The sequence below is a fragment of the Streptomyces sp. NPDC029151 genome (genome assembly GCF_055564315.1).
In genome coordinates this window covers 68,696-94,998 of the sequence record NZ_JBVHWQ010000009.1, presented here as the reverse complement: position 1 = coordinate 94,998, position 26,303 = coordinate 68,696, and the positions used below count along the sequence as shown (strand labels likewise).

Sequence of the window (26,303 nt, the reverse complement as noted above, 5' to 3'; positions counted from 1 at the left end):
GCTGCCCCTTCCCGCTGCCCCACCTGGTCCCGCCTGTGTTGCCGTACGGTACGTGCTGACAGGGCGGACGACGCAACTCTGGCACATCTTCGCAACGCTCGAACGCGGGGGTCCGCTAGGAGGCATTCGCCCACCTCACCAGGGAGATGGTCCGTTTTCGCACCGCATCACCGGTGCGCACCGATTGCCACTCTTCGGTGATGGTGCCGGGGTTTTCCCCTTGCCCGGCGGGTGACGGAAAAACCCCGCCGCACCGTTCCGGGGCGGCGCGGCGCCGTTGCCGGTCCGCGTCACCGGTTCGGGGGCGGCCCCTCGATCGGGCGGCCGGGGACGCCGGGGCGCCGCTGCCACGGGCGGGGCCCGGTGGGTGGCCGGTAAGCGACGCCCAGGGCGTCAAGTCGCCGGTAGTGGGCGGTCATCCGGCGTTCGAAGTCGGCGTAGTTCCGTTCGGCGGGGGCCGGCAGCGCGCTCCAGGCGACCTCGGCGAAGGCCGCGAGGCGGGGGAAGGCCTGGTAGTCCACGCGCGCGCTGTCCTCCAGCACCTCGGTCCACACGTTGGCCTGGGTGCCCAGCACGTGCCGGGCCTCCGCCTCGGTGAGCCCCGCCGGGACGGGCTCGAACCGGTAGACGTCCTCCAGGGTGCGCACGAAGCCGATCGGCACGGGCTCGTCCTCGCCCGGGGCCTGACGGTGGTCCAGGTACACGTACTGCTCGGGGCACATGACCACGTCGTGGCCGGCCCGCGCGGCGGCGATCCCGCCGGCGTAGCCGCGCCAGGAGGAGACGGCCGCGCCGGGCGCCAGACCGCCCTCCAGGATCTCGTCCCAGCCGATGAGGCGGCGACCGCGCGCGGCGAGCCAGGCGTCGAAGTGCCCGATGAACCAGGACTGCAGCGCGTCCTCGTCGGCGAGGCCGAGGTCGGCGAGGCGGGTCTTGGCGGTGACGGACTCGGCCCACTGCTCCTTGCGGCACTCGTCGCCGCCGACGTGCACGAACTCCGAGAACGCGGCGGCGTCCGCGGGGAACAGCTCCAGAACCTCCTCGAACACCCCTTCGTAGAACCGCAGGGTGGTGTCGGTGGGGGCCAGTACGTTGGCGGAGATGCCCCAGGTGTCCCAGACGGAGAGGGCGGTGGTGTCGACGACGTCGGTGTTGCCGAGTTCGGGGTAGGCGGCGATGGCGGCCTGCGAGTGGCCCGGTACGTCGATCTCGGGGACGACGCTGATGTGCCGTTCGGCGGCGTAGGCGACGATCTCCCGGATGTCGTCCCGGGTGTAGTAACCGCCGTGCGGTTTCTCGTCCCACAGCCGCGAGGCCCGGTGGCCGTATTTTGTCCTCGTACGCCAGGAGGCGATCTCGGTCAGTTTCGGATACCGCTCGATCTCGATGCGCCAGCCCTGGTCGTCCGTCAGGTGGAGGTGCAGGACGTTGAGTTTGTGCGCGGCCATCAGGTCCAGATAGCGCAGCACGCCCTCCTTGGGCATGAAGTGCCGGGCGACGTCGAGGAGGAGTCCGCGCCAGCGGAAGCGGGGGGCGTCCTCGACGACCTGGGCCGGCACCCCGGGGGCGGGGTCCGGCCGTACGGGGGCGCGCCGGAAGGCCTCGGGGCCGAGCAGCTGGCGCAGGGTCTGCGCGCCCCAGAACACCCCGGCGGGCCCGCCGCCGCGGATCTCCACGCCCCGGCCGGCGACGGCGGTGAGCCGGTACGCCTCCGGTGCCAGGCCGTCGTCCAGCAGCAGCCGCACACCGTCCGGGTCGTCCGGGGACCCGGACCGCAGCGGCAGCCCCAGGGCCTGGCCGAGGGTGGCGCGGAGCCAGCGCTCGGTGCGCTCCGTGCCCGGTCCGGCCCACAGCGTGGTGCCGTGGCCGAGCGGCACGACGGCCCCCGTCGCCCCCTCGACGGCGCGCGGCGCCGGAATCAGTTCCACGGACATCGGGCCCTCCCCTGCTCCCCTGCGCGACGCCTCGAAGGCTAGGGACCGGACCCGGCCCCCCACAAGAGGTCTGGACCATTCATCGTCCGGAGAACGCAGAGATCCCCGGGACGCGCCTGCCGCGCACCCCGGGGACCTCACCGTCCGCGGGCGGGGGGACGGCCTACTTGTCGCCGCCCTTGCCCTTGCCCTCGTCGCCGCCGCTGCCCATGGACTCGTAGATCTCCTTGCACATCGGGCAGACCGGGTACTTCTTGGGGTCGCGGCCCGGCACCCAGACCTTCCCGCACAGCGCCACGACGGGGGTGCCGTCGAGGGCGCTCGCCATGATCTTGTCCTTCTGGACGTAGTGGGCGAAGCGCTCGTGGTCGCCGTCGCCGTGGGACACCTGCGGCGTCGGCTCTACGAGGGTCCCCGTACCAGTCCCGCGCTCGGGCTCGAGAGTGCTCATACCAGCAAGGGTAATCAACCGCACCGGTCTCCGGGCCCTCGCCTTGCGCAACGGGCGCGTGGTGGAGCAGGGGCCGTTGGCGAGGCCCCGCATCGCCGCACCCCCCACGCGCGTGCGCCGAGGTTCGCGCGGAATCGGACCTGACCCGGCTCGCGGACACCCGCCGGACCGTCACGGACGGCATCCGCCACGGCGCTCTCCCGCGAAAGCCGGGGGATCGCTGTGCGCGTCAGTTGAGCGACGGGTCGTCCGGATACGTCGCCACCATCGCCAGCTCGTTGCGCTGGCGGCGCAGCACCTCGCGCCAGAGTCGCTCCGGGACCGGGCAGGAGACGTCGCCCGGCTCGGACTCGACGACGTACCAGGCCCCCTCGGCCAGCTCGTCCTCCAGCTGGCCCGGGCCCCAGCCGGCGTACCCGGCGAAGATCCTCAGGGACCCGACGGCGGCGGCGAGGAGTTCCGGCGGGGCCTCCAGGTCGACCAGGCCGATCGCGCCGTGCACCCGCCGCCAGCCGAGCGGCGCGCCGTCGCCGTTCGCGCCGCCGGGGATGACGGCGACGCCGAGCGCGGAGTCCAGCGAGACGGGACCGCCCTGGAAGACGACACCGGGCTCGCCGGCGAGGTCGGCCCAGTCCTCCAGGATGTCACCGACGCCCACCGGGGTGGGCCGGTTGAGGACGACACCGAGGGAGCCCTCCTCGTCGTGGTCGAGGAGGAGCACCACCGCGCGGTCGAAGTTCGGGTCCGCCAGGGCGGGGGTGGCCACGAGCAGCCGCCCTGTGAGCGAGGACACCTCGGTCATGCCAGACATGATCCCCCATCTTCCCCCCGCGTGGGGAGCCAATCGGGGGGCGGAGGTGAGAGCAGCTCAGGGCGCAGAGGGGGCGCCGGGGGCGCGCCTGTGCGCCGGTGACCCCTTGTGCCCGCCGGGGAACGGTTCGTGTTGTGACACACCTATGACGTGGCTGGGCGGTCCTTGGACTTACGGGCGAGGGGTGATCGGCGATTACCCTGTCTTCCCGGCCCCCGCGCACAGTGATCGGCCGGCCCCTGACCAACTCATCGGAACGCGAGATTCATGACCGTCAACGACGATGTCCTGCTTGTCCACGGCGGAACCCCGCTGGAGGGCGAGATCCGTGTCCGCGGTGCGAAGAACCTCGTGCCGAAGGCCATGGTCGCCGCCCTGCTGGGCAGCGAGCCGAGCCGACTGCGCAACGTTCCGGACATCCGTGACGTGCGGGTCGTCCGCGGCCTGCTCCAGCTGCACGGGGTGACGGTCCGCCCGGGCGAGGAGCCCGGCGAACTGGTGATGGACCCGACGCGGGTCGAGAGCGCCAACGTGGCCGACATCGATGCCCACGCGGGTTCCAGCCGTATCCCGATCCTGTTCTGCGGTCCGCTGCTGCACCGCCTCGGCCACGCGTTCATCCCGGGTCTGGGCGGCTGCGACATCGGCGGCCGGCCCATCGACTTCCACTTCGACGTGCTGCGGCAGTTCGGCGCGACCATCGAGAAGCGGGCGGACGGCCAGTACCTGGAGGCCCCGCAGCGGCTGCGGGGCACGAAGATCCGGCTGCCGTACCCGTCGGTCGGCGCGACCGAGCAGGTGCTGCTGACGGCCGTACTGGCCGAGGGCGTCACCGAGTTGGCCAACGCGGCCGTGGAGCCGGAGATCGAGGACCTCATCTGCGTGCTGCAGAAGATGGGCGCGATCATCGCGATGGACACCGACCGCACGATCCGCATCACCGGTGTGGACAAGCTCGGCGGCTACACCCACCAGGCGCTCCCCGACCGGCTGGAGGCCGCCTCCTGGGCCTCCGCGGCGCTGGCGACCAACGGCAACATCTACGTCCGCGGCGCGCAGCAGCGCTCGATGATGACGTTCCTGAACACCTACCGGAAGGTGGGCGGTGCCTTCGAGATCGACGACGAGGGCATCCGCTTCTGGCACCCCGGCGGGCAGTTGAAGTCCATCGCGCTGGAGACGGACGTGCACCCCGGTTTCCAGACGGACTGGCAGCAGCCGCTGGTGGTGGCCCTGACGCAGGCCACGGGCCTGTCCATCATCCACGAGACGGTGTACGAGTCCCGGCTCGGCTTCACCTCCGCGCTGAACCAGATGGGCGCGCACATCCAGCTGTACCGCGAGTGCCTGGGCGGCTCCGCGTGCCGCTTCGGCGCGCGCAACTTCCTGCACTCCGCGGTCGTCTCGGGCCCCACCAAGCTGCAGGGGGCCGACCTGGTCATCCCGGACCTGCGCGGCGGCTTCTCGTACCTCATCGCGGCCCTGGCCGCCGAGGGCACCTCGCGGGTCCACGGCATCGACCTGATCAACCGCGGCTACGAGAACTTCATGGAGAAGCTCGTGGAACTCGGCGCGAAGGTCGAGCTGCCGGGCAAGGCGCTCGGCTAGGCACCGCGAACGACGAAAGGGCGGCCCCCCTCTGTGGAAGGGGGGCCGCCCTTTTCGGCGTCCTCAGCCGAGGCACGCCCCGGAAGGGGGGCGGGGAACTGCGCGGCCGGCCACGGCGGGCCCGCAGTCTCCCACGGCGCTCAGCGGGATGGCGCTCCCGGCGGGAGCGCTTGCGCTCACTTGCCCTTGGCGGCTTCCTTGAGCTTGCTGCCCGCGGTGACCTTCACGCTGTAGCCGGCCGGGATGTTGATGGGCTCGCCGGTCTGCGGGTTGCGCGCGGTGCGAGCGGCACGGTGGGTGCGCTCGAAGGTCAGGAAGCCGGGGATGGTGACCTTCTCGTCGCCCTTGGCGACGATCTCGCCGACGGTCTCGGCGAACGCGGCCAGCACGGCGTCGGCGTCCTTGCGGGTCACCTCGGCGCGGTCGGCCAGCGCGGCCACCAGCTCACTGCGGTTCATGTTGTTACTCCCGTGTTTTTCTTGCCGTTGGGGTGTGCCACGCGGCGGAGCCGCCCGAGGCACTGCGATGCCGATGCGCTCGCGCCCTTGGGGGTGCCCCCTGGGATGTGGTCCCTGGGGGAGCATCCTGCCCCTACCTGCGGCGGGAAAGCCAATCCGGCACCCGTAGGAGTCGTGAGAACACCCTGGGGAGTCACGCGAAAAGCGCCCGCCCGGCCGTCACCCTAGAGCGCGTCCGGCATCTGGCGGTTCCACGACGCGCCGGTGCGAGGGGCCGCCGTGGTGATGCTCACAGCCCCCCGCACACTACGACACGCCGTGGTCAGGCCGTCGCGCCGACCGCCTTGGCGGCCTCGCGGACCGCTCCGGCGACGGCGCCCGCGACCTTGTCGTTGAAGACGCTGGGGATGATGTAGTTCGGGTTCAGCTCGTCCTCGGTCACCACGTCGGCGAGGGCCTGGGCGGCGGCGAGCATCATCTCGGTGTTGACCGTGCGGGACTGGGCGTCCAGCAGGCCGCGGAAGACGCCCGGGAAGACCAGCACGTTGTTGATCTGGTTCGGGAAGTCGGAGCGGCCGGTGGCCACGACGGCGGCCGTCTGGCGGGCGACCGCCGGGTCGACCTCCGGGTCGGGGTTCGCGAGCGCGAACACGATGGCGCCCTCGGCCATGGCGGCCACGTCGGCGCCGTCCAGGACGTTCGGGGCCGAGACGCCGATGAAGACGTCGGCGCCGCGCACGGCCTCCTTGAGGGTGCCGGTGAGGCCCTCGGGGTTGGTGTTGTCGGCGATCCAGCGCAGCGGCGAGTCGGCCGGGGCGTTCACCAGGTCCTCGCGGCCGGCGTGGACGACACCGTGGATGTCGGCGACGACGGCGTTCTTCACACCGGCGGCGATGAGCAGCTTGAGGATGGCCGTGCCGGCCGCGCCGGCGCCGGACATGACGACCCGGATGTTCTCGATCGCCTTGTCGGTGACGCGCAGGGCGTTGGTCAGGGCGGCGAGCACGACGATGGCGGTGCCGTGCTGGTCGTCGTGGAAGACGGGGATGTCGAGGGCCTCGCGCAGCCGCGCCTCGATCTCGAAGCAGCGGGGCGCGGAGATGTCCTCCAGGTTGATGCCGGCGAACCCGGGGGCGATCGCCTTGACGATCTCCACGATGGCGTCGGTGTCCTGGGTGTCCAGGCAGATCGGCCAGGCGTCGATGCCGGCGAAGCGCTTGAAGAGGGCCGCCTTGCCCTCCATGACGGGCAGCGCGGCCTTGGGGCCGATGTTGCCGAGGCCGAGCACGGCGGAGCCGTCGGTCACGACCGCAACGGAGTTGCGCTTGATGGTGAGGCGGCGGGCGTCCTCGGGGTTCTCGGCGATGGCCATGCAGACGCGGGCCACGCCGGGCGTGTAGACCATGGACAGGTCGTCACGGTTGCGGATGGGGTGCTTCGACGCCATCTCGATCTTGCCGCCGAGGTGCATGAGGAACGTACGGTCCGAGACCTTGCCCAGCGTGACGCCCTCGATGCCGCGCAGCTTCTCGACGATCTCCTCGGCGTGGGCCGTGGAGGTGGCCGCGATGGTCACGTCGATACGGAGCTTCTCGTGACCGGACGCGGTGACGTCGAGGCCGGTCACCGAGCCTCCGGAGGACTCCACGGCGGTGGTGAGCTGCGAGACGGCGGTTCCGCTCGCGGGCACCTCCAGCCGGATCGTCATCGAGTAGGAGACGCTGGGCGCCGTTGCCATGGCCGACTTCCTCTGCTTTCACCGTGTCGCTGTGTGCCGTCCGATCGTCGCACCTACCGCGGAGTACGTGGTAGTCGCCCCGGATTGCGGACGTTGTGTTCATGAGCGGTGCATGACTGTTCCGTCTTTTTTGGAAAAGCACTTCCACCATACGAGAAACGATCAGACAAAGAAAGAGACCCACGTCACGGTCGTGACGTGGGTCTCTCCTCCGCTCATGACACCGACCCGCCATGCTCGCCTCGCGGCAAGTGGTCCCTCTGAGGGACGAAGGTTGGGCCCGGGGGCTTGGATCGGGCCGGTGCCACACCCAGGCTAACAAACGGATCCGGCAAGGCCATTCCCGTCCGGCACCTTCAGTCCCGGAGCAGGTCCGGAACCCCGGTCGCGTCCGGCTCGTCGCGCTCCCCCGACACCACGGTCAGCTGCTGCGTGGCCCTGGTCAGCGCGACGTACAGCACCCGCAGCCCGGCCGGCGACTCGTCGGCGATCTCCGCGGGCGAGACGACGACCGTCGCGTCGTACTCCAGGCCCTTGGCCTCCAGGCTGCCGAGCGCCACCACCCGGTCGCCGAGCCCGGCCAGCCAGCGCCGGGCCTCCTCGCGCCGGTTCATCGCCACGACCACGCCGACCGTGCCGTCCACCAGCCCCAGCAGCCGCTCGGCCTCGGCCCGCACGGTCTTCTCCAGCGAGTCGGCCACCACGGTGAAGCGCGGCTCGATCCCCGTGGACCGTACGGCCGACGGCGCCTCGGAGCCGGGCATGGCGAGCGCCAGCACCTTCGCGGCCAGCTCGGCGATCTCGGCCGGGTTGCGGTAGTTCACGGTCAGCTGGAAGCGGCGCCGCGGCCGGGTGCCGAGGGCCTCGTCGCGGGCCTCGGCCGCCTCGTCCGGGTCGGACCAGGAGGACTGCGCCGGGTCGCCGACGACCGTCCAGGTGGCGTGCCGGCCGCGGCGGCCGACCATGCGCCACTGCATCGGCGTGAGGTCCTGCGCCTCGTCCACGATGACGTGCGCGTACTCGGTGCGCTCCTGCGCGAGCCGCTCGGCCCGCTCCCGCTGGGTCTCCTCGCGCACCGGCATCAGCTCCTCCAGGCCGGTGAGCTGGTCCAGCGGGTCGAGTTCGCGCTTCCTGCGCGGCCGGGCCGGGGCGCCGAGGATCGCCTGGAGCTCGTCCAGCATGGCGATGTCGTGCACGGAGCGGCCGTCGCGTCTCAGCGAGCGGGCGACCTTGCGGACCTCGCCGGGGTTCAGGATCCGCCGGGCCCAGCGGCCGAGCCGCCTCTCGTCGGCCATGGCGGCGAGCACGGACGTCGGGGTCAGCTCGGGCCACCAGGCGTCGAGGAAGCCGAGGAAGGAGTCCTCACCGGTGACGTCCTCGTCGAAGGAGGAGCGCAGCTCGGCGGCCAGCTCCGGGTCGGTGTGCCGGGCGGCGGCGCCGGACTTCGCCCACAGGGCGTCCAGCAGGAGCTTGCGGGCGCGCGGGCGGAGCAGGTTGACGGGCGCGGTGCCGCCGAGGGCGGTACGGCGGATACGTTCCAGCTCCTCGGCCTCCAGTTCGATGCGGCGCCCGAAGGCGACGACCCGGAGCCGGGCGGGCGGACCGGTGACCGTCTCCCCCTCCGCTGCGGCCGGCCCCAGCTCCAGGGCGCCCCGGGCGGCCTTCCGCAGCACCTTCAGCATGCGGTACGAACCCTTGGCACGGGCCACGGCCGGGGAGTCGTACAGGGTGGCCTCCACGCCGTCGACCAGGGAGCCGATCGCGCGGATCGCGACCTGGCCCTCCTCGCCGAGCGAGGGCAGCACGCCCTCGGTGTAGGCGACGAGCAGCGGGGTCGGCGAGACGATCAGGATGCCGCCCGCGTAGCGTCTGCGGTCCTGGTAGAGCAGGTAGGCGGCGCGGTGCAGCGCGACGGCGGTCTTGCCCGTCCCCGGGCCGCCCTCCACGTAGGTGACGGAGGCGGCGGGGGCGCGGATCACGAGGTCCTGCTCGGCCTGGATGGAGGAGACGATGTCCCGCATGGTGTGGCTGCGGGCCTGGCCGAGGGCGGCCATCAGGGCGCCGTCGCCGATGACGGACAGCTCGCGGCCGTCGAGACGGGCCGTCAGCTCGGGCCGCATGAGGTCGTCCTCGACGCCGAGCACCCGGCGCCCCTTGGACCGGATGACCCGGCGCCGCACCACCCGGCCCGGGTCCACGGGCGTGGCCCGGTAGAAGGGCGCCGCGGCGGGCGCGCGCCAGTCGATGACCAGCGGGGAGTAGTCCTCGTCCAGGACGCCGATCCGCCCGATGTGCAGGGTCTCGGCGATGTCGGCGGTGTTGTCCGGCCGCACGGCTCCTTCGGCGGGTTCCACGGCGGTGTAGGCGCCGTCGGGCCCCTTCTTGCCGTCCTTGCCGAGCAGCAGGTCGATCCGCCCGAAGAGGAAGTCCTCGAACTCGTTGTTCAGGCGGTTGAGGTGGATGCCGGCCCGGAAGACCTGCGCGTCCCGTTCGGCCAGCGCGCCCGGGGTGCCCACCTGGCCGCGTTTGGCCGCGTCGTTCATCAGGAACTCGGCCTCGTGGATCTTCTCCTCCAGCCGCCGGTACACCCGGTCCAGGTGTTCCTGTTCGACGCTGATCTCACGGTCACGGACGGAATCGGGTGCGTCCTGTACCGAGCCGACCGCGGACTGCTGAACCTGAGCGGCCACCGGGCCCCCTTCTGACGTGCTGGGCAGCCGTCAACCGTACGCGAAGGGGACCCGTCAAAGCTACGGGGCGGCGGTTCCCCGGGGTGCGGGGAACCGCGCGACCAGCGACGACGCGCCCGCGGCCGCCACTCGGCCGGACGGGCACCCCGGAATGTCACTAGGCCTGTACCTGCACGAGCTTCTTGCCCTCGAAGGTCACCACCTCGAAGTGGTCGATCTCGTTGGGCTGGAAGGCCGCGGCACCGCCGATGTACAGCGGTTGCTTCGACTGCTCGGTCTGGGCGTCCGGAATGCCGTACCCCCAGTTCGGCACCGACCACGACGACATGGTCACGCGCTGCCCGTTCTTCGCGACGAGCACTAGGGAGCACTTCAGCGGCCCCTTGACGTTCTTCAGCTCCAGGACGGCCTGGGTGCCCCAGTCCTTGGGTGACATGGCGACGGTGGCGCTGACGTGGGTCGACGCGTCCGTGGCGGACTTCTTGTCGGACATGGTGCGGAAGGTCTGCTGGGCGGGCGTGGCCGCGACCTGCTGCCCGCCGTCCGAGCCGCCGTTCAGCGCCACCGCGGCCAGCGGGCCGGCGATGATCAGCGCGGCCGCCGCCGCGATCATGTACATGCTGCGCCGGCGCTTCCGGGCCCGCCCCTCGGCGACCTCGTCCACCAGCTTCTCCACGACCCGCGGGCTGGGCCTGGCGGACAGCGACTCGCCGATCGCGGGCGTACTGCCGGAGCCCGGCAGGTCCGCGAGAGCGGCCAGCATCGGCTCCATCCCGGCCAGCTCGTCCAGCTGCTGGGCGCACCACTCGCAGCCGGCGAGGTGGGCCTCGAAAGCGGTTGCCTCGGCGTCGTCCAGAATCCCGAGGGCGTAGGCGCCGACGGTCTCGTGCTCGCTCGGCACCGAAGATCCCTGACTGGGGTTCATGGGCCCAGACATACCCGGACCACCCGGTCCGAATCCCTGCATCCCCCCGTACCCGCTGCTCATCACGCCGTCACCCCCCGCTCCTCCAGTGCCAGCTTCATCGACCGCAGGGCGTAGAACACCCGGGAACGGACGGTTCCGCTCGGTATGCCCAGTGTCTCCGCCGCCTCATTGACGGTACGCCCCTTGAAGTACGTCTCGACGAGCACCTCCCGGTGGGCCGGGGTCAGGTCGTCGAGTGCGTCCGACAGCGTCATCAGCCACAGCGCCTTGTCGATCTCGTCCTCCGCGGGGATGACCTCCAGCGGCGACGGATCGACCTCCTGCGGCCGGGCCTGCCGGCTGCGGTGGCCGTCGATGACGATGCGGCGCGCGACCGTCACCAGCCAGGGGCGTACCGATCCGGTCGCCCGATTGAGCTGACCGGCGTTCTTCCAGGCACGGATGAGCGTTTCCTGTACGACGTCCTCGGCGCGCTGCCGGTCACCGGCGACCAGGCGCAGGACATACGCGAGCAGAGGTCCGGCGTGCTCTCGATACAGCGCACGCATCAGCTCCTCATCCGGCTCCGAGGGCTGTGAGGACATGCGATGTCGGGCCCTCGTTCCACGTTCATTGGCCACGGCCGCATCCTTGCGCACGCCCACCTCCGGTGTCCGGGGGTTCCCCCAGTCGGTCGCTCGCCCACCCGTACGGACGGGGGCTGCCCGGTGTTCAAACCGGAGTGACAGATTTCCCGGGGGTGACGTGACGAGCGGGACATGCGAGCACATACCCGTCCCGCGATCTTTACATTTCCGACACACCGCCGGGGACGGCCGGCGCTTCCCGTGTATACGCCATCCAAAACGCGCTGTGTCGGAAATCACGCCCTGGCCAGCGCGGCCCGCCGCCGGTGCCGGGCCACCCGCTCCCGGTTCCCGCACACCTCGCTGGAGCACCAGCGCCGGCGCCGGCCGCGCGAGGCGTCGAGGTACACGAGGGGACAGTCGTCCGCCTCGCACTCCCGCACGGCGGCCCGTGCGACGGGATCGGTGAGCAACTCGACGGCGTCCCGCGCGACGGCGGCCAGCAGGGCCGCGCAGCCGGGCGGCCCGGCCAACTCCCGCACGAGCCGGCCGTCTTCCGCGGGTACGGCGACGGGAGCGGGGGGCGCGTCCCGGGCGGCCTCGTTCACCCGCCGCAGCGCCCGCCCGTACGACAGGGTGTCCCCGCCCCGGACCAACACCCCGATGTGCGTCCGCAGTTCCCGGAAGCCGGTGAGCCAGGCCACGTCGGCGTGGTCGAGCGCCGTGCCGTCCGGCACCAGCCCGGCCCCACGGATCCACGCGCACAACGCCCCCGTCGTGTCCAGCCGTTCGCCGGGGTGAGCGGTGGCGAGCAGGTCCAGACTCACCCGCCCGGCGTCGAACCGGACGGGGTACGCGGGATGGGCGCCACCGAGTGCCATGTGCGAGTCACCGCCTGGGCAGGGAGCGAGCGGGAGAGCCCCTCCACAGTGCCCGCCGGAAGGCGGTGCCGGAACCCCTCGCGCCCTCACCGGCCGCCGGCCGCCCGAGTGAGAGCAACGTTCCCTTCCGGTCACCGGGCGGCCACAGGACCGGAAACGCGCCCTCCCTACCTTCGGGCCCAGTCAGTTGGTTGGCAGACCGAGCAGCCGGAGCACCGTGGAGGCGTGATGACAGCCCCAGCCCCAACCCGTCGCAGTGGCCGCTGGATCGAGCGGTGGGATCCGGAGGACGAGGGATTCTGGAAGGCGACCGGGGAGCGGATCGCGCGCCGGAACCTGTGGTTCTCCGTGCTCTGCGAGCACATCGGGTTCTCGGTGTGGACCCTGTGGTCCGTGCTGGTCCTGTTCATGGGCCCGGAGTACGGCCTCACCCCCGCCGACAAGTTCCTGCTGACCTCGGTGGTCACGCTGGTCGGCGCGGTGGTCCGGGTGCCGTACACGTTCGCCGTGGCCGTCTTCGGCGGCCGCAACTGGACGATCGTCTCGGCGAGCCTGCTGCTGGTCCCGACGGTCGCCGCGTTCTGGGTGATGGAGCCGGGGACGTCGTACTCCACCTTCCTCCTGGTGGGTCTGCTGGCCGGCATCGGCGGCGGCAACTTCGCCTCCTCCATGACCAACATCAACGCCTTCTTCCCGCTGCGGAGGAAGGGCTGGGCGCTCGGTCTGAACGCGGGCGGCGGGAACATCGGCGTCCCCGTCATCCAGCTGGTCGCGCTCGCGATCATCGGGGCGAGCGGCGGTCCGCGCGTGCTGCTGGGGATCTACATCCCGCTGATCGTCGTGGCCGCGGTGCTGGCGGCCCTCTTCATGGACAACCTGGCCACGGTGAAGAACGACACCGGCGCGGCCAAGGACGCCGCCCGGGACGCGCACACCTGGATCATGGCGCTCCTCTACATCGGCACGTTCGGCTCGTTCATCGGCTACAGCTTCGCCTTCGGCCAGGTGCTGACGAACGGGTTCGGCCGGACCCCCCTCCAGGCCGCGTACCTCACCTTCATCGGTCCGCTGCTCGGCTCCCTCGTCCGCCCCGTCGGCGGCCGGCTCGCCGACCGCTACGGCGGCGCGCGCATCACGCTGTGGAACTACGTCGGCATGGCCGCCGCCACCGCCGTCCTCGTCGTGGCCAGCATGCAGAAGTCGCTGGCGCTGTTCGTGTGCGTCTTCGTGGTGCTGTTCGTGCTCAGCGGCCTCGGCAACGGTTCGACGTTCAAGATGATCCCCGGCATCTTCCAGGCGAAGGCGCTGGCCAAGGGCCTGGAAGGCGAGGCGGCCGTCGCGCACGGACGGCGCCTGTCCGGTGCCTCCATGGGCCTGATCGGCGCGGTCGGCGCGCTCGGCGGTGTCGGCATCAACCTCTCCTTCCGCCAGTCCTTCCTGTCCTACGGCTCCGGCACGGGCGCGTTCGTCGCCTTCCTCGCCTACTACGGTGTCTGCTTCGCGGTCACCTGGGCCGTATACCTTCGCCGCCCGTCGCCGCTCCCGGCCGCGGCGGCCGCGCCGCAGGAGAAGGCCCGGCTCGGGTACGCCGAGGTGTGACGTAACACCGGTGACATCGAGCCGAACCGAGCCTGTCACGCTTCGTTGACAGGCTCGTTCGGCGTGCCGGTCAGCTAGGAGAGGCCCCATGTACGACGAAGAGCAGATCCCCGAGCACGGCCCCCTCGCCGGGTTCACCGTGGGTGTCACCGCCGCGCGCCGGGCCGACGAGCTGGGCGCCCTGCTGCGGCGGCGCGGCGCCACCGTCCTGCACGCTCCCGCGCTGCGGATCGTGCCGCTCGCGGACGACAGCGAACTGCTCGCCGCCACCAAGGAGATCATCGGCCAGGTGCCGGACGTGGTCGTGGCCACCACCGCGATCGGCTTCCGGGGCTGGGTCGAGGCCGCCGACGGCTGGGGCCTCGGCGAGCAGCTCCTCGGCAGGCTGCGCGGGACCCGGATGCTGGCGCGCGGCCCGAAGGTCAAGGGCGCGATCCGCGCGGCGGGCCTCACCGAGGAGTGGTCCCCCTCCTCGGAGTCCCTGGCCGAGGTCCTGGACCGCCTCCTGGAGGAGGGCCTCGACGGCACCCGCATAGCCGTACAGCTCCACGGCGAGCCCCTTCCGGGCTTCGTGGAGTCGCTCCGCGCGGCCGGGGCGGAGGTCGTCCCGGTCCCGGTCTATCGCTGGATGCCGCCGGAGGACCCCGGTCCGCTGGACCGCCTCCTGGACGCGGCCGTCACCCACGGCCTGGACGCCCTCACCTTCACCAGCGCGCCCGCCGCGGCCTCCCTCCTCTCCCGCGCCGAGGACCGCGGTCTGCTGGACGAGCTGCTGGCGGCCCTGGCGCACGACGTCCTCCCGGCCTGCGTGGGCCCGGTCACCGCGCTCCCCCTCCAGGCACGCGGGATCGACACGGTCCAGCCGGAACGCTTCCGCCTCGGCCCCCTGGTCCAGCTGCTCTGCCAGGAACTCCCGGCCCGCGCCCGGGCGTTGCCCGTCGCCGGCCACCACGTCGAGATCCGCGGCCACGCGGTCCTGGTCGACGGCGACCTCAAGCCCGTCCCCCCGGCCGGCATGTCCCTCCTGCGCGCCCTGGCCCGCCGCCCCGGCTGGGTGGTCGCCCGGGCCGACCTCCTACGCGCGCTGCCGGGCGCGGGCCGCGACGAACACGCCGTGGAGACGGCGATGGCCCGCCTCCGCACGGCCCTCGGCGCACCGAAGCTGATCCAGACGGTCGTGAAGCGGGGCTACCGGCTGGCCCTGGACCCGGCGACGGACGCGAAGTACGCGGACGCGTGAGCGGGAGCCGGGCCTCTGCTCACAGTAGGTGGCCTGGTGGACCTTGTGTCCCGTTACTCCAACCGCCAGGACCTGCTCCACGACCTGGAAACGGCCATGCAGGCGCTGGCCCATGCCCTCGGACCCTCCGCACCAGACGATCAAGAACGCCCCGAAGCGCGAGACCTCCAAGCTGCTAGCGGACCGACTGAGCAGCGAAGAGGTCCAGCGGCTGGTGACTCAGTTCTGCGCCGGAACGCATAGGACGCAACTGGCCAAGGAGTACGGGATCAGCCTGACCAGCGTGAAACAACTGTTGCGGCAGCACCGCGAGCCTCAGTAACACGGCTCGGTTGGCCCCTACCTAGCTCTGCAAGCGGCCGGGACTGCCGCAAGTAGAACGGCCGCCGGCGGGGCGACGTCCGAAGCGGATGACGGCCGATACAAGCTCACTAGAGCTTGTCGATGCAGACCCGCAGAAGCGCGCTGAGCGCGGCGGCCTGGGGCAGGTCATGCATGGTGATGACATCGGCGCTGTCCCGGATTTGGCGGTGCAGTACGTCGTCCGCCTGCGTCTTGAACTCCAGCAAGCGGGTCATGTACTTCTTGTCGGTCCGGCTCCACGGGTAGTTGTTCACCGCCGCCTCAAAGGACTTGTGCTTGAGGATGGGCGGCACGTGGTCGATGACGGCGCGCAGCAGGGCGTGGCACGAGTAGGCATGGCCGTCCGCGAAGTTGTCATCCAGCTCGCGCAGCAGTGCAATGAGCTTGTCCACGTTCAGCTGGGTCTTGCCCTGCTTGGCAGCCAGCTCATCGCGGAGACCGGCATTGACGTACAGCTTGCGCTCAGCCACCGGCGTTACCGTGGGCGGCAGCTCCGCTTCGGCGGCTGCGGCACTCGTAATGATCTGGGCGTTGTTGAACACCACGTGCTCACCGAAGCCAAACAACGTGGTCTTGACCTCTCGCTCCGAGCGCTCCACTTCTTCCACCTGGCGCTCAACGTAGGTGCGCAGGCTGTAGCCCACGTCCTGCAACTTCAGGATGTGCCGATACAGCTCATACCGCCAGGACTCAGTGCCATCGTCCTTGGTGTAGCACCCCTGGACACCGCGAGCCAACAGCGGCTCATGCTGAAGCAGGCGCGGGACGGCGTGCAAGAACTCAGGAGTCATGAGGGGAAACAGACGTGCCACTTCGTCCGCTTCCACGAAGCTGCGCCGCACCGAGTCCGGTGACGCCCGGGCGATCCGCTGGCAGTCGATGAAGTACTTGATGAGACGCAGCAGCTCATCAGCCACAGGACCGTACTGCTCCAGGTACAGCGCTGCCGCCATGGTCAGGCTCGGCCGGCTGTCGTCTGCTAGGCGGTTGTGGTCGAACCAGGCCAGCCCGTACGACGCACGCCCAACCGACCGATCACCGACATACGGCAGCGACTTCAGCAGCTCCTCGGCATCCAGGCCCTTGCGGTCCAGCTCAGTGACGACGTAGTGCCAGACCGGCCACTGACCCGTCGCCAGGAACAGCTCCACCATGACGTTCCTGAGCGTCAGTTGCTGGTCGGTCAGCTTGGCCTTGAGGAGCTTGGACATGGACATCCACTCTTGAGGTCATCCCCACAGATGACCTCAGATGGTACGCCGGTCACTGACAGTGAGCTAGCGGCTTTGGCGCCCATCGAGCAAGGCCAGGGACGGGGAGTCTCGGCCGTGTTGCGCCCGTACTCTCCGATGACCTGGAAGCGATGCAAGGGGGCTCTACCTTGCATCAGTACGCACCTCGCCTCTCAGCTGTAACAGAAAGTAACAAAATGGATGCACCGGGTGTGAGGGGCAGATCATCGCGGTAGAGACAGATCACCACTGCCGACCCGGGGGAGGGGTGCCGTGAGTGGGTTGGGTTCCTGGTGGTCCCGACGCAGCAGGGAAGCCAAGATCGCCATACTTACCGCCAGCAGCGGAGTGCTGATCGCAACTATTGGAGGCGTCTTCGGCCTGTTTTCAGGCTTTTTTGGTGGCGGCGACGACACGACCAAAGCCGACCCAAAGCCGTCGACCAGTACGATCGAGCCCGAGCCCAAGGGGTCGCCCACTCTGGCTGTGTGTGGCGAGGGCTCGGGTTACGACGTTGACGTGCGGCCGCACCGCGAGCTTGACGTAGACACGGACGCCACGCTCAACGCCCTGGTGAGCTGCCAGCTGCGCCCTGGCGACCACCTGCTCTGGATGGTGCAGATTGATGGCGTCAGCAGTCCGCCCCACACCAACTACTACCCGAAAAGCGAGCTCGGGAGCGCGGGAAGCTACCCCTTCGATGTCCACCTGGGAAAAGCGGAGCACGGCTCCATCCGTAAGACCTACGTCGTCATTGCGGACGAGCAGGGCTACCGCGAGATGACCGATGGAGCAGACTCGGAAGGCATCCTCTTGAAGCTGCCCGACGGTGTGCGCCGGGTGTCCAATCCGGTCACCGTCAAGCGGTGGTGAGCATCTGACCAAGAGCCCGACCAGGCGGCTTCCTGGTCAGGCGGTTGCTGTGTCTGGATGCTGGATGGCGGCCGCCGCGGCTCGGTACTGCCGCGAGTGAAGCGGGCGCCGGCGGGGCGATGACCTAAGGGCATGGTGAGCGGTACAAGGGACGACTGCGGGCCGCAGCCTCAGCGACAGTCGACTAGCTACTGGAAGAGTTGGCGATCAAAACCGTAGATGAGCGGCACTAGGACGAGTACGGAGAGCACCATGCCAGCAGTAGATACTAGTCTGGTTGCGCTTTCACCCTTTCCCTTGCCCGGTGGTGGTCGGCGACCCTGAGCCGTCTCGCTTCCTGCGGGAGCTGGAGACGGACTATGCCTGGCTGGTGCGGTACGCCAGTCGCTCCTACCCGGGGCGTGATGCTGCATGAGTGAGCTGATGCGCTCCGGCGTGAAGACCCACGACCCGTCTGGTGGCGGTGAGCAGACCGGCAGCAACTGCGGGCTCCCAGACGGAAGCCGAAGTGCGGCGCGTTGAGACCGAGTCGGCGGCTCAGTGTGATCTCATCCGGGCGCGGGTCGGGAGCGGCTCCACGCGGACCGAGCCCGGTACACCGCCGCCCTCACGTCGCATGTGGCGACCGAGTTCAAGGGCCTGCACGAGGACCTGGCCGAGGTGCGCGCCGAGAGTCCGCATGACCCGGTATTGAGCGCGATACGGACCGCCGCCGGAGTGCGCTCGGGGCGGGGAATCAGCTCATGGTCGTGATCCGGTTGTGTGGTCACGTGGCGGCTCCTCCGTGCTCACGCGCTCAGCTTCCTGCACCCACCGTACTGGGCCCCACGGACAACGGCGTGGCGTCATGGCCTCACCGCCCCGCCCCCGCCCACCTCGAACCACAGCAGCTTCCCGGCGCCCCGGTCCAGCGGGCTGTCTCCGACCTGGAGCCCTCCCCAGGTGTCGGCGTACTCCTGTACGAGGTGCAGCCCGCGCCCCTCCTCGGCGTCCAGCGCCGGCACCGGCACCCGGTCCCACGGCGGCTGCCCGAAGGGCGCGGGGATACGGGGGTGACTGTCCCAGACACCGACCCGCAGCCGGCCGTCCGCGAGCGCGGTGAGCCGCAGGGAGGCGGGGCCGCGGGTGTGCCGGTAGGCGTTGCCGACCAGCTCGGACGTCAACAGCTCGACGGCCTCGCGCAGTTCCTCCCGCCCGTGCCCGCCGAGCACGGCCCGTACGGTCATACGTGCGACGCGTGCCGCGCGGGGATCATGGGGCAGGCGAAGGGCGTACACCCAGGTGTCGGGCAGGGATACGGTGCCCATGGAAACCTCCGGTGAGAGAAGGGACGACCTGGACTCGCTCAACCGATCACGCCAAGCGGTGGCATTGCCTGGGGAGGTGCGCTTCCGGCTTACGGGCGAGGCGAGTTGGGCGATGCAGCATCACCATAGAGCGCCGCGATGTCATAATTAACAGCGATCGACGGGAACGGTTGATAGTTCCCTCCTGTGGGTGACCCACCGGCGAACGCGATGACGAGAGAGGACTCAGTGCCGCCCAGCACCACCCCCACCTTGCGTCAGCAGCGCCTCGGCGCCGAGCTGCGCAAGCTCAGGGAGCATTCAGGGCTTACGACGACGGCCGCTGCGGCACTGCTCGGCCTCAAGCAGGCACAGATCAGCAACATCGAGTCGGGCCGTTACGCCGTCAGCGCCGACCGGGTACGCACCTTCGCGCGCGCCTACAGTTGCGCGGACACCGCCCTGGTCGAAGCCCTCGCCTCGATGACCGGCGGACGCAAACGCGGCTGGTGGGACGAGTACCGGGATCACCTGCCGGCCAGCCTGATCGACCTGGCGGAGCTGGAGCACTATGCCGCCGAGCTGCGGGTGGCCCTTGTCATCCACATCCCCGCCCTGCTCCAGACCACGGACCACGCCCGTGCGCTGTTCCGCACGGTGTTCCCGCCGCTCCAGCAGTACGAGATCGAGCATCGCCTCACCCACCGCATCAAGCGGCAGGCCATCCTCCACCGGGACGATCCGACCCCCTATACCGCGACCATTCACGAGGCCGCGCTCAGAATGGGGTTCGGCGGCCGGGACGTAGCCGTCGCCCAGCTCAAGCACCTCGTGAGCATGAGCGAACTCCCCCACGTCACCATCCGGATCATTCCCTTCGGCAAGGCGAGCTTCCACGGCACCGGCCAGGGAATCGACTACGTAGCTGGAGCAGTACCCCAGCTCGACACCGTGCAGCTGGACACCCACCATGGCTGCGAGTTCCTCGATGGAGAAGCGCAGCTGAACAAGTACCGCGCGGTGGTGGACCACATGGAGGCGAGCGCCCTCGGCCGCGAGCCCTCCCGCGACTTCATCCACCGCATCGCACGAGACCTCTGAGGAACCGCGCCATGCCCGAACTCATCTGGCAGAAGTCCACCTACAGCGGTGACGCCTCCAACTGCGTCGAGGTGGCCTCCACCCCCACCACCGTCCACATCCGCGACTCCAAGACCCCCACCACCCCCCACCTCACCCTCGCCCCCTCCGCCTGGGCCGAGTTCCTGCCGTACGTGGCGGAAAGCGGAGCATCCGCTCGCTGACAAGGCTCTGGAACTGCTCAAGTGGTTTGGAGAGCGCGGCCCGCGGCGGCGAGCATGATCGGTATGAAGGGATTCGCGGGATTCAGCAAGCGGCAGGACCTCGTACTGGTCATCCGGGACTCCGACCTCGTCGCGGCGGCGCTGCGCGAGGCGTTGGACGCGGCCCCGGAGGAGGAGCGGGCGGGGCTGGAGCGGGCGGTCGCGATCGTCTCGGAGACCGCCGGCGCGAGTGAGGGGCGGCTGCGGGCCGACTGGGTCCGCAGCCGGCTGGCCGACGTCGGCTTCACCGGCGACGTCGGCTCCGTCGCCGCCATCAAGGCGCTGCGGCAGGCCGAGCCGGCGCTCAGTCTGCTGGCCGCGGTGCAGCTGCAGAAGGAAGCGGTGGCCCACCCGGCGTAGGGGCCGGGGGTGCCGTCACCCCTCCCGTGCGGCGGAGCTTCTGCCAGCGGAGGCGGCCGCCGGTGAGGGCGGTGATCCAGGACTGGAGCAGGACGACGTACATGAGCTGGCGGTAGAGGAGCTGCTGGAGGGGGAGCGCGAGGAGCGGGGTGAGGCGCTCGCGGTCGAGGCGGAAGGCGTAGGCCGCGCAGGCGGCCTGGACGGCGAGGACGGCGCACCAGGCCGCGATCGTCCTCCCCGTCGGGCCGAAGACGAGGCCGTAGACGAGGAACAGGTCGATCAGGGGGGCCAGGAGCGGGGCGACGACCGTGAAGAGGGCGACCAGGGGCAGGCCCACGCGCCCGAAGCGGCCCGACGGGCCCCGCTCGAAGAGCGCGCGCCGGTGCTTCCAGATGGCCTGCATGGTGCCGTACGACCAGCGGTACCGCTGGGACCACAGCTGCTGGACCGTCTCCGGTGCCTCCGTCCACGCCCGGGCCTTCTCCGCGTACACCACCCGCCAGCCGTCGCGGTGCAGGGCCATCGTGACGTCGGTGTCCTCGGCGAGCGTGTCCTCGCTCATGCCGCCCACCCGCTCCAGCGCCGAGCGGCGGAACGCCCCGACCGCGCCCGGGATCGTCGGCATGCAGCGCAGGACGTCGTACATGCGCCGGTCGAGGTTGAAGCCCATCACGTACTCGATGTGCTGCCACGCGCCGATGAGCCGGTTCTTGTTCCCGACCTTGGCGTTGCCGGCGACCGCGCCGACGCGCGGATCGGCGAAGGGCTGCACGAGTTCGCGGACCGTGGCCGGCTCGAAGACCGTGTCGCCGTCCATCATCACGACCAGGTCGTACCGGGCGTGGGCCAGGCCCCGGTTGAGCGCGGCCGGCTTGCCCGCGTTGGCCTGGCGGATCACCCGGACCTCGGGCAGGCCGAGCGCCTCGACGATGTCCGCGGTGCCGTCGCCGGAGCCGTCGTCGATGACGAGCACTTCGACGGGGTGCTCGCCGCGCATCAGTGAACGCACGGTGTGCTCGATGCACTTGGCCTCGTTGTACGCCGGCACGAGCACCGACACCGGCTCGGTGACCGGCCCCTCGCCCCAGCGGAAGCCGGGGCGCCGGGTGCGGCGCGCGTGCGCGCCGGACAGCAGCAGCATCAGGGCGAAGCGGGCGAGGACGAGGACGCCGACGGCGGCCAGGCCGACGACGAGGACCGTGGTGATGTCGTCGGACGCCCTCACCAGGAGGACCCAGGCCTTGCCCTTCCACAGGTCGAGGCCCGTGACGGGAGTGTCCGCGCTGGGTGCGCGCAGCGCGCCGGTGAGGGTCCGGAAGGTGTAGCCCTGCTGCTGGAGCCGGGGCAGGAGCCGGTCCAGCGCGTGCACGGTCTGGTGCCGGTCGCCGCCCGAGTCGTGCATCAGGACGACCGCGCCCCGGCCGCCGTGCGGGGTGGCGTTCCGGATGATCCGTCCGACGCCCGGCTTGCGCCAGTCCTCGCTGTCGGCGTCGTCCACGACGGTGAGGTAGCCGCGGCTGCCGATGTACCGCGCGACCGGCCAGGACCTGTTGTCGATCGCGTCGGCGGAGGACGAGTACGGCGGCCGGAACAGCGAGCTGCGGATACCGGCCGCTCCGGCGAGCGCCAGCTGGTTCTGGGACAGCTCCCAGTCGATCCGCCGGGTGGAGTGGTACGACAGGTCGGGGTGGCCGAAGGTGTGCAGGCCCACCTCGTGCCCCTCGGCGACCATGCGCCGCACCAGCTCCGGGTGGCGGGAGGTCATGGTCCCGGTGACGAAGAAGACCGCGTGCGCGTGGTGCTTCTTCAGCACGTCCAGCACCTTCGGGGTCCAGGTCGGGTCGGGGCCGTCGTCGAAGGTGAGGACGATGTCGTGGTCGGGGATGCGCAGGCTGCGGACACGGTCGTGCCGGGTGTCGACGACCGGGCCGCCGTCCAGGATCCGCCGCGGCACCTCGTCGTTCGCCGCGGCAGGGCGGACGCGGTGGTCGGCGAGGATCTCGTTGTGCACGTAGCCGCGCAGCATCAGCATCGCCAGCGTGGCGCCGAGGACCACGAGGGGCAGCAGGTAGCGCAGCGGCAGCCGGGCACGGCGCCGGGGGTGTGAGGCCATCTGAGGAGGTTCCGCGGTCAGAGGGAGAGCTTGGGGTGCGGGTGCCGGGTGCGGCCGGGCGGGGTGTGGGTGCGGCCCGCCGGGGTCGGCGTGGGCGCCGGAGCGGTGGCGGTGGCGGTGCCGGTGGCGGACGGGGCCGTGGTCTCACCGGCGGTCGGTACGGCCGGGGAGGCGGGGTCCGTGGCGCCGGGCGCGGTGGAGGTGCCGGCCGCCGGCTCGGCGGAAGCGGACGCGTCGGCCCCGGTGGCGGCGTCGGCGGGAGCCCCGCTGCCGGGTACGGCGGTGCCGGTCACGGCGGCGCCCACGGCCGGGGCGGTCACCGCGCCGGCCGCGGGCGTGGTCGGTGCGGTGGTGGCGCTGGGCAGCGGGGAGGTCTCCGCCTTCCCGGCCGGCTTGCCCTCTTGCTGGCCCGGTACCGGCAGCCAGGGCGCGGCCGAGTTGCCGGACAGCAGGGTGGCGACGATGACGGCGGCGTAACCGGCACAGGCCACGCCCACGGCCACACCCAGCCGGCGGAAGCGCCGGCTGCGACGCCCCGACTCGTCCACGAACACCGGTCCGTCGGACCCCCGCGCCTCACCCACCGCCGGCTCCGGCCCGTCCACGGCCGACCGCGCGCCCGCGGCGGCGATACGGACGTCGTCCAGCTGGACGGTCACGTCGTCCGGGGCGGTGGCGGAGGTGGGGTGAGCGGGGCCGGGGGCAGCCTCGACGGGCTCGGGGGGCTCAGGGGCAGCCTCGACGGGCGGGGTGGGTTCGGCCGGCTCGGAGGCAGGCACGGCCGCCTCGGAGGCAGGCACGGCCGCCTCGGCGCCTTCAGCCGACGCAGCGGGCCCGGCAACGCCCTCGGCCGACTCGACGGACGCGACGGACTCGACGGACGCGGCGGCCACCGTCGGCTCCGCCGGCTCGACGGACTCGGCGGACTCCACAAGCCCCACCAGCTCGACAGACTCGGCAGCCACCATCGGCTCCGCCGGCTCGACGGACTCGGCGGACTCCACAAGCCCCACCGGCTCGACAGACTCGGCAGCCACCATCGGCTCCGCCGGCTCGACGGACTCGGCGGACTCCACAAGCCCCACCGGCTCGACGGACTCGGCAGCCACCATCGGCTCCGCCGGCTCGACGGACTCGGCGGACTCCACAAGCCCCACCGGCTCGACGGACTCGGCAGCCACCGTCGGCTCCGCCGGCTCGTCGGACTCGGCGGGCTGCACAAGCTCTGCCGGCTCAGCGGGCCCCACGGGCTCCACTGGCTTCCCGGGCGCCACCGGCTCCGCGGGCTCGGCACAACGCGCGGCCGAAAGCATCTGCTCCTCATCCCCGCCCGCGGACACACCGCACCCCTCGGACGCATCCTTCAGCCCGTCAGGTTGGGCGTCTTCCAGACACTTTTTCACGCGCGCACATCCCCCCACGGGACCGTTCGAAGGGCGCGCTCACGAGCCGGGCCTCTGCCGACGGACCAGGCCCCCGCCCGGTCCGAGCGCCCCCATCACCACCCTGCGCCCGGGCCATGAATGTAGCGCACGTCGTTCATCACCTCTTCATCCATGGCCGGAATCCATCCCCCGGCAGGCCGCCGCAGCCATTCCTCCGCCCGAGCGATCTCGGCCACCGCCGTCCGCAGTGCGGTCAGTCCGGGATGAACCAGCCCCTTCCGCCAGACCAGGGAGACGGGTGAGAGCGGAACGGGGTCGACGAGGGGACGCCGTACCGTCCCCGGGAGCGGCGGGAAGTCCACGACGGCGAGCACCGGGTGCCCCGTCTTCGCCATGACGCGGCCGAACTCCTCGTCCCCGACGGCCAGCGGAAGGGGCGGGGCGAGCCGTACGGCGTGCCGGTCGAAGAGGCGTACGGCCAGCTCGGTCCACTCCCGGGTGCGCGGGTTGCCGGCACCGGCGTACACCGTCTCCCCGGCCAGCGCGGACAGCGGCACCTCGGCCGACCCGGCCAGCGGATGGTCCCGGGGCAGGACCACGGCCATCGGCTCGTACCGCACCGGCTGCTGCTCCAGCCCGGAGCGGAGCGCGGGGTCGAGGCCGGCGAACCGGCCGAAGGAGGCGTCCAGGCGGCCGGCGAGCAGTTCGGCGGCGGCTCCGGTCAGGCCGCTCTCGTAGCGGGCCATCAGCTCGCAGTCGGGGGCCAGTTCCCGGGCCCGGTGCAGGACGCGGCGGCCGGTGACCATGCCGGACGAGTTGAGGTCGACCAGCAGGGGGCGGGCCTGGCCGGCCGCGAACGCGGCCAGCAGGTCGTCGTGGGCGGCGAGGACCCGGCGCGCGTGCGGCAGCAGCCGTTCGCCGTCCGGGGTGAGCGTGACCTGCCGGGTGGTGCGGACGAACAGCTCGGCGCCCAGCTCCCGCTCCAGCCGCCGTACGTCCCGGCTGAGCGCCTGCTGGGCGACGTAGAGGCGGGCCGCCGCCCGGGTGAAGTGCAGTTCCTCGGCGACGGCCACGAAGGCGCGCAGCAGGCGGGGGTCTGTGGGGGCGGGGACCGGCATGCCGGCGAACTTACAACGCGGGTGCGTGAATCGGTACGCGGAAGGTGTTGGACCCGGTGATCCACTCCGGGGGACCGTGGAGCCATGCCCCAACAGACCGCCGAAGACAGGCAGATACCGCCTGTCTCTCCGCGAACCACCGGATACCGTTACCTCTTCACCCTTCCCGGCGCCCGCGGCTTCGCCGCCGGCAACCTCCTCGCCCGCCTCCCGGTCGGCATGTTCAGCGTGAGCGCGGTCGTGATGATCGCCGGGTCGCGGGGCTCGTACGCCCTCGCGGGTGCCGTCACCGCGACCGGGCTCGCCGCGACCGCGCTGGCCGGGCCCCTGATCGCCCGGCTGGTGGACCGGCACGGACAGGCCCGCGTCGCGCTGCCGGCCACGGTGGTCTCGGTGCTGGGGAGCCTGGCGCTGCTGCTGTGCGTCCGCTACGACGCCCCCGGCTGGACCCTGTTCGCCGCCTACGCCGGCTCCGCGGCCACCCCCAACATCGGCGGTCTGTCCCGCGCCCGCTGGGCCCATCTGCTGCGCGACGAACCGGGCGCACTGCACACCGCGAACGCGTTCGAGCAGGCCGCGGACGAGCTGTGCTTCATGCTCGGACCGGTCCTGGCGTCCTTCCTGACCGGCGCGTTCTTCCCGGAGGCGGGCACCCTGGCCGCGGCGGTGCTGCTGCTCGCCGGCATGCTGCTGTTCACCGCCCAGCGGGCGACCGAGCCGCCGCCGACGCCCCGCTCGCAGGGGCCCTCGCCGCTGCGCAGCCCGGGCATCCCGCCGCTGCTGGCCTGCTTCACCGCGACCGGCGCGGTGTTCGGCTCCATGGAGGTCGTCACGATCGCCTACGCCGACGCCCAGGGGCACCGCACGGCGGCCGGTGCCGTGCTCGCGCTCCAGGCGGCCGGCTCGTGCGCGGCGGGGCTGGCGTACGGGGCGCGGAAACCGGAGGGGGTGCGCTTCTCCTGGTGCCTGGCCGCCATGGCCGCGCTGATGACCCTGCCGTGGGCTGCCGCGGGCCTCGCCGGTTCGCTGTGGGCGCTGGCGGCCGCGCTGCTGGTGGCCGGCATGGCGACGGCCCCGACGATGGTGACGGCGATGACACTGGTGCAGGAGCGCACCCCGGCCGACCGCCTGAACGAGGGCATGAGCCTGATGGTGACGGGACTGCTCACCGGGATCGCGGCCGGCTCGGCGGCCGGAGGCTGGGCGGCGGAGCACCTCTCCCCCGCCTCGGCGTACGCCGTCCCCGTGGCGGCCGCCACTCTCGCGCTGGGGGTCGCCTCGCTCACCCGCGCCGGGGGCGGGACGCGGGGGACCCCATGACGAAGG

At 71.5% G+C, this 26,303-nt stretch carries 22 protein-coding genes; 8 read left to right on the top strand and 14 right to left on the bottom strand.

Going from position 1 to position 26,303, the window contains the following annotated elements:
• Positions 1-290 precede the first annotated feature (290 nt).
• The 3 genes from ACZ4VF_RS29465 to ACZ4VF_RS29455 all read right to left on the bottom strand — a co-directional run bounded on the left by ACZ4VF_RS29465 (position 291) and on the right by ACZ4VF_RS29455 (position 3,187).
• Positions 291-1,934, bottom strand: a complete 1,644-nt coding sequence (locus ACZ4VF_RS29465) for a beta-N-acetylhexosaminidase (RefSeq protein WP_467929756.1) — start codon at positions 1,932-1,934, stop codon at positions 291-293.
• 163 nt (positions 1,935-2,097) lie between these two features.
• Entirely contained in the window at positions 2,098-2,385 is a 288-nt protein-coding gene (locus ACZ4VF_RS29460; RefSeq protein ID WP_189294548.1) for a DUF3039 domain-containing protein, read from the bottom strand.
• A gap of 229 nt (positions 2,386-2,614) precedes the next feature.
• A complete protein-coding gene (locus ACZ4VF_RS29455) occupies positions 2,615-3,187 on the bottom strand; it encodes a YqgE/AlgH family protein (RefSeq protein ID WP_467929755.1) in 573 nt (190 codons plus the stop codon).
• A gap of 276 nt (positions 3,188-3,463) precedes the next feature.
• Between ACZ4VF_RS29455 and murA the strand changes: the two genes are divergently transcribed.
• On the top strand, positions 3,464-4,804 hold the full coding sequence (gene murA, locus ACZ4VF_RS29450; protein ID WP_467929754.1) for a UDP-N-acetylglucosamine 1-carboxyvinyltransferase: 1,341 nt from the start codon (positions 3,464-3,466) through the stop codon (positions 4,802-4,804).
• Positions 4,805-4,980: 176 nt separating this feature from the next.
• On the opposite strand, the gene ACZ4VF_RS29445 is transcribed toward murA, so the two are convergent.
• The 6 genes from ACZ4VF_RS29445 to ACZ4VF_RS29420 all read right to left on the bottom strand — a co-directional run bounded on the left by ACZ4VF_RS29445 (position 4,981) and on the right by ACZ4VF_RS29420 (position 12,065).
• Positions 4,981-5,262 (bottom strand): HU family DNA-binding protein, encoded by a 282-nt coding sequence (locus ACZ4VF_RS29445; protein WP_023550134.1) that lies wholly within the window; start codon positions 5,260-5,262, stop codon positions 4,981-4,983.
• 322 nt (positions 5,263-5,584) lie between these two features.
• Positions 5,585-7,000, bottom strand: coding sequence for an NAD-dependent malic enzyme (locus tag ACZ4VF_RS29440; RefSeq protein ID WP_467929753.1), 1,416 nt, complete (start codon positions 6,998-7,000; stop codon positions 5,585-5,587).
• A 356-nt stretch (positions 7,001-7,356) separates the two neighbouring features.
• Complete coding sequence (locus tag ACZ4VF_RS29435; protein WP_467929752.1) at positions 7,357-9,690, bottom strand: HelD family protein; 2,334 nt, start codon at positions 9,688-9,690, stop codon at positions 7,357-7,359.
• A gap of 157 nt (positions 9,691-9,847) precedes the next feature.
• Positions 9,848-10,615 carry an anti-sigma factor family protein gene (locus ACZ4VF_RS29430; RefSeq protein ID WP_467929751.1) on the bottom strand — a complete coding sequence of 256 codons (768 nt, stop codon included), beginning with the start codon at positions 10,613-10,615 and terminating at the stop codon, positions 9,848-9,850.
• A gap of 62 nt (positions 10,616-10,677) precedes the next feature.
• The gene (locus tag ACZ4VF_RS29425) at positions 10,678-11,262 is read right to left on the bottom strand and encodes a sigma-70 family RNA polymerase sigma factor (RefSeq protein ID WP_079071569.1); all 585 of its coding nucleotides are present in this window, start codon (positions 11,260-11,262) and stop codon (positions 10,678-10,680) included.
• Positions 11,263-11,480: 218 nt separating this feature from the next.
• On the bottom strand, positions 11,481-12,065 hold the full coding sequence (locus tag ACZ4VF_RS29420; RefSeq protein ID WP_467929750.1) for a CGNR zinc finger domain-containing protein: 585 nt from the start codon (positions 12,063-12,065) through the stop codon (positions 11,481-11,483).
• A gap of 228 nt (positions 12,066-12,293) precedes the next feature.
• Here ACZ4VF_RS29420 and ACZ4VF_RS29415 point away from each other — a divergent pair, with 228 nt between their 5' ends.
• Together ACZ4VF_RS29415 and ACZ4VF_RS29410 are read left to right on the top strand one after the other, a co-directional pair.
• Positions 12,294-13,664 (top strand): nitrate/nitrite transporter, encoded by a 1,371-nt coding sequence (locus tag ACZ4VF_RS29415; protein ID WP_467929749.1) that lies wholly within the window; start codon positions 12,294-12,296, stop codon positions 13,662-13,664.
• Between the two features lie 88 nt (positions 13,665-13,752).
• Positions 13,753-14,904 carry a uroporphyrinogen-III synthase gene (locus ACZ4VF_RS29410; protein WP_467929747.1) on the top strand — a complete coding sequence of 384 codons (1,152 nt, stop codon included), beginning with the start codon at positions 13,753-13,755 and terminating at the stop codon, positions 14,902-14,904.
• A gap of 431 nt (positions 14,905-15,335) precedes the next feature.
• On the opposite strand, the gene ACZ4VF_RS29405 is transcribed toward ACZ4VF_RS29410, so the two are convergent.
• Entirely contained in the window at positions 15,336-16,478 is a 1,143-nt protein-coding gene (locus ACZ4VF_RS29405; RefSeq protein WP_467929746.1) for a hypothetical protein, read from the bottom strand.
• Between the two features lie 294 nt (positions 16,479-16,772).
• Here ACZ4VF_RS29405 and ACZ4VF_RS29400 point away from each other — a divergent pair, with 294 nt between their 5' ends.
• Positions 16,773-17,372 (top strand): hypothetical protein, encoded by a 600-nt coding sequence (locus tag ACZ4VF_RS29400; protein WP_467929744.1) that lies wholly within the window; start codon positions 16,773-16,775, stop codon positions 17,370-17,372.
• An 845-nt stretch (positions 17,373-18,217) separates the two neighbouring features.
• On the opposite strand, the gene ACZ4VF_RS29395 is transcribed toward ACZ4VF_RS29400, so the two are convergent.
• Positions 18,218-18,679 (bottom strand): ATP-binding protein, encoded by a 462-nt coding sequence (locus ACZ4VF_RS29395; protein ID WP_467929742.1) that lies wholly within the window; start codon positions 18,677-18,679, stop codon positions 18,218-18,220.
• A gap of 228 nt (positions 18,680-18,907) precedes the next feature.
• Here ACZ4VF_RS29395 and ACZ4VF_RS29390 point away from each other — a divergent pair, with 228 nt between their 5' ends.
• The 3 genes from ACZ4VF_RS29390 to ACZ4VF_RS29380 all read left to right on the top strand — a co-directional run bounded on the left by ACZ4VF_RS29390 (position 18,908) and on the right by ACZ4VF_RS29380 (position 20,361).
• A complete protein-coding gene (locus ACZ4VF_RS29390; RefSeq protein ID WP_467929741.1) occupies positions 18,908-19,759 on the top strand; it encodes a DUF5753 domain-containing protein in 852 nt (283 codons plus the stop codon).
• Between the two features lie 11 nt (positions 19,760-19,770).
• The gene (locus ACZ4VF_RS29385; protein ID WP_467929740.1) at positions 19,771-19,962 is read left to right on the top strand and encodes a DUF397 domain-containing protein; all 192 of its coding nucleotides are present in this window, start codon (positions 19,771-19,773) and stop codon (positions 19,960-19,962) included.
• Positions 19,963-20,025: 63 nt separating this feature from the next.
• On the top strand, positions 20,026-20,361 hold the full coding sequence (locus tag ACZ4VF_RS29380) for a hypothetical protein (RefSeq protein ID WP_467929738.1): 336 nt from the start codon (positions 20,026-20,028) through the stop codon (positions 20,359-20,361).
• On the opposite strand, the gene ACZ4VF_RS29375 is transcribed toward ACZ4VF_RS29380, so the two are convergent.
• The 3 genes from ACZ4VF_RS29375 to ACZ4VF_RS29365 form a co-directional block, all read right to left on the bottom strand.
• Entirely contained in the window at positions 20,306-22,474 is a 2,169-nt protein-coding gene (locus tag ACZ4VF_RS29375; protein ID WP_467929737.1) for a bifunctional polysaccharide deacetylase/glycosyltransferase family 2 protein, read from the bottom strand. The two genes, ACZ4VF_RS29380 and ACZ4VF_RS29375, sit on opposite strands and share 56 nt — an antisense overlap.
• A 17-nt stretch (positions 22,475-22,491) precedes the next feature.
• Complete coding sequence (locus tag ACZ4VF_RS29370; RefSeq protein ID WP_467929736.1) at positions 22,492-23,655, bottom strand: hypothetical protein; 1,164 nt, start codon at positions 23,653-23,655, stop codon at positions 22,492-22,494.
• A gap of 317 nt (positions 23,656-23,972) precedes the next feature.
• A complete protein-coding gene (locus ACZ4VF_RS29365; protein WP_467929735.1) occupies positions 23,973-24,977 on the bottom strand; it encodes a LysR family transcriptional regulator in 1,005 nt (334 codons plus the stop codon).
• Positions 24,978-25,061: 84 nt separating this feature from the next.
• On the opposite strand from ACZ4VF_RS29365, the gene ACZ4VF_RS29360 reads away from it, so the two are divergent.
• Positions 25,062-26,297: an MFS transporter gene (locus ACZ4VF_RS29360; RefSeq protein ID WP_467929733.1), complete on the top strand. Its 1,236-nt coding sequence runs from the start codon at positions 25,062-25,064 to the stop codon at positions 26,295-26,297.
• The last annotated feature ends 6 nt before the right edge of the window (positions 26,298-26,303 follow it).

Excerpts from the sequence above, each read along its gene's own strand:
- ACZ4VF_RS29420 (WP_467929750.1), bottom strand. The coding sequence starts at position 12,065 with ATGGCACTCGGTGGCGCCCATCCCGCGTACCCCGTCCGGTTCGACGCC.
- ACZ4VF_RS29360 (WP_467929733.1), top strand. The coding sequence starts at position 25,062 with ATGCCCCAACAGACCGCCGAAGACAGGCAGATACCGCCTGTCTCTCCG.
- ACZ4VF_RS29365 (WP_467929735.1), bottom strand. The coding sequence starts at position 24,977 with ATGCCGGTCCCCGCCCCCACAGACCCCCGCCTGCTGCGCGCCTTCGTG.
- ACZ4VF_RS29440 (WP_467929753.1), bottom strand. The coding sequence starts at position 7,000 with ATGGCAACGGCGCCCAGCGTCTCCTACTCGATGACGATCCGGCTGGAG.
- ACZ4VF_RS29465 (WP_467929756.1), bottom strand. The coding sequence starts at position 1,934 with ATGTCCGTGGAACTGATTCCGGCGCCGCGCGCCGTCGAGGGGGCGACG.
- ACZ4VF_RS29410 (WP_467929747.1), top strand. The coding sequence starts at position 13,753 with ATGTACGACGAAGAGCAGATCCCCGAGCACGGCCCCCTCGCCGGGTTC.
- ACZ4VF_RS29430 (WP_467929751.1), bottom strand. The coding sequence starts at position 10,615 with ATGAACCCCAGTCAGGGATCTTCGGTGCCGAGCGAGCACGAGACCGTC.
- ACZ4VF_RS29375 (WP_467929737.1), bottom strand. The coding sequence starts at position 22,474 with ATGGCCTCACACCCCCGGCGCCGTGCCCGGCTGCCGCTGCGCTACCTG.
- ACZ4VF_RS29445 (WP_023550134.1), bottom strand. The coding sequence starts at position 5,262 with ATGAACCGCAGTGAGCTGGTGGCCGCGCTGGCCGACCGCGCCGAGGTG.
- ACZ4VF_RS29405 (WP_467929746.1), bottom strand. The coding sequence starts at position 16,478 with ATGTCCAAGCTCCTCAAGGCCAAGCTGACCGACCAGCAACTGACGCTC.
- ACZ4VF_RS29455 (WP_467929755.1), bottom strand. The coding sequence starts at position 3,187 with ATGACCGAGGTGTCCTCGCTCACAGGGCGGCTGCTCGTGGCCACCCCC.
- ACZ4VF_RS29395 (WP_467929742.1), bottom strand. The coding sequence starts at position 18,679 with ATGGGCACCGTATCCCTGCCCGACACCTGGGTGTACGCCCTTCGCCTG.
- ACZ4VF_RS29415 (WP_467929749.1), top strand. The coding sequence starts at position 12,294 with ATGACAGCCCCAGCCCCAACCCGTCGCAGTGGCCGCTGGATCGAGCGG.
- ACZ4VF_RS29385 (WP_467929740.1), top strand. The coding sequence starts at position 19,771 with ATGCCCGAACTCATCTGGCAGAAGTCCACCTACAGCGGTGACGCCTCC.
- ACZ4VF_RS29380 (WP_467929738.1), top strand. The coding sequence starts at position 20,026 with ATGAAGGGATTCGCGGGATTCAGCAAGCGGCAGGACCTCGTACTGGTC.
- ACZ4VF_RS29460 (WP_189294548.1), bottom strand. The coding sequence starts at position 2,385 with ATGAGCACTCTCGAGCCCGAGCGCGGGACTGGTACGGGGACCCTCGTA.
- murA (WP_467929754.1), top strand. The coding sequence starts at position 3,464 with ATGACCGTCAACGACGATGTCCTGCTTGTCCACGGCGGAACCCCGCTG.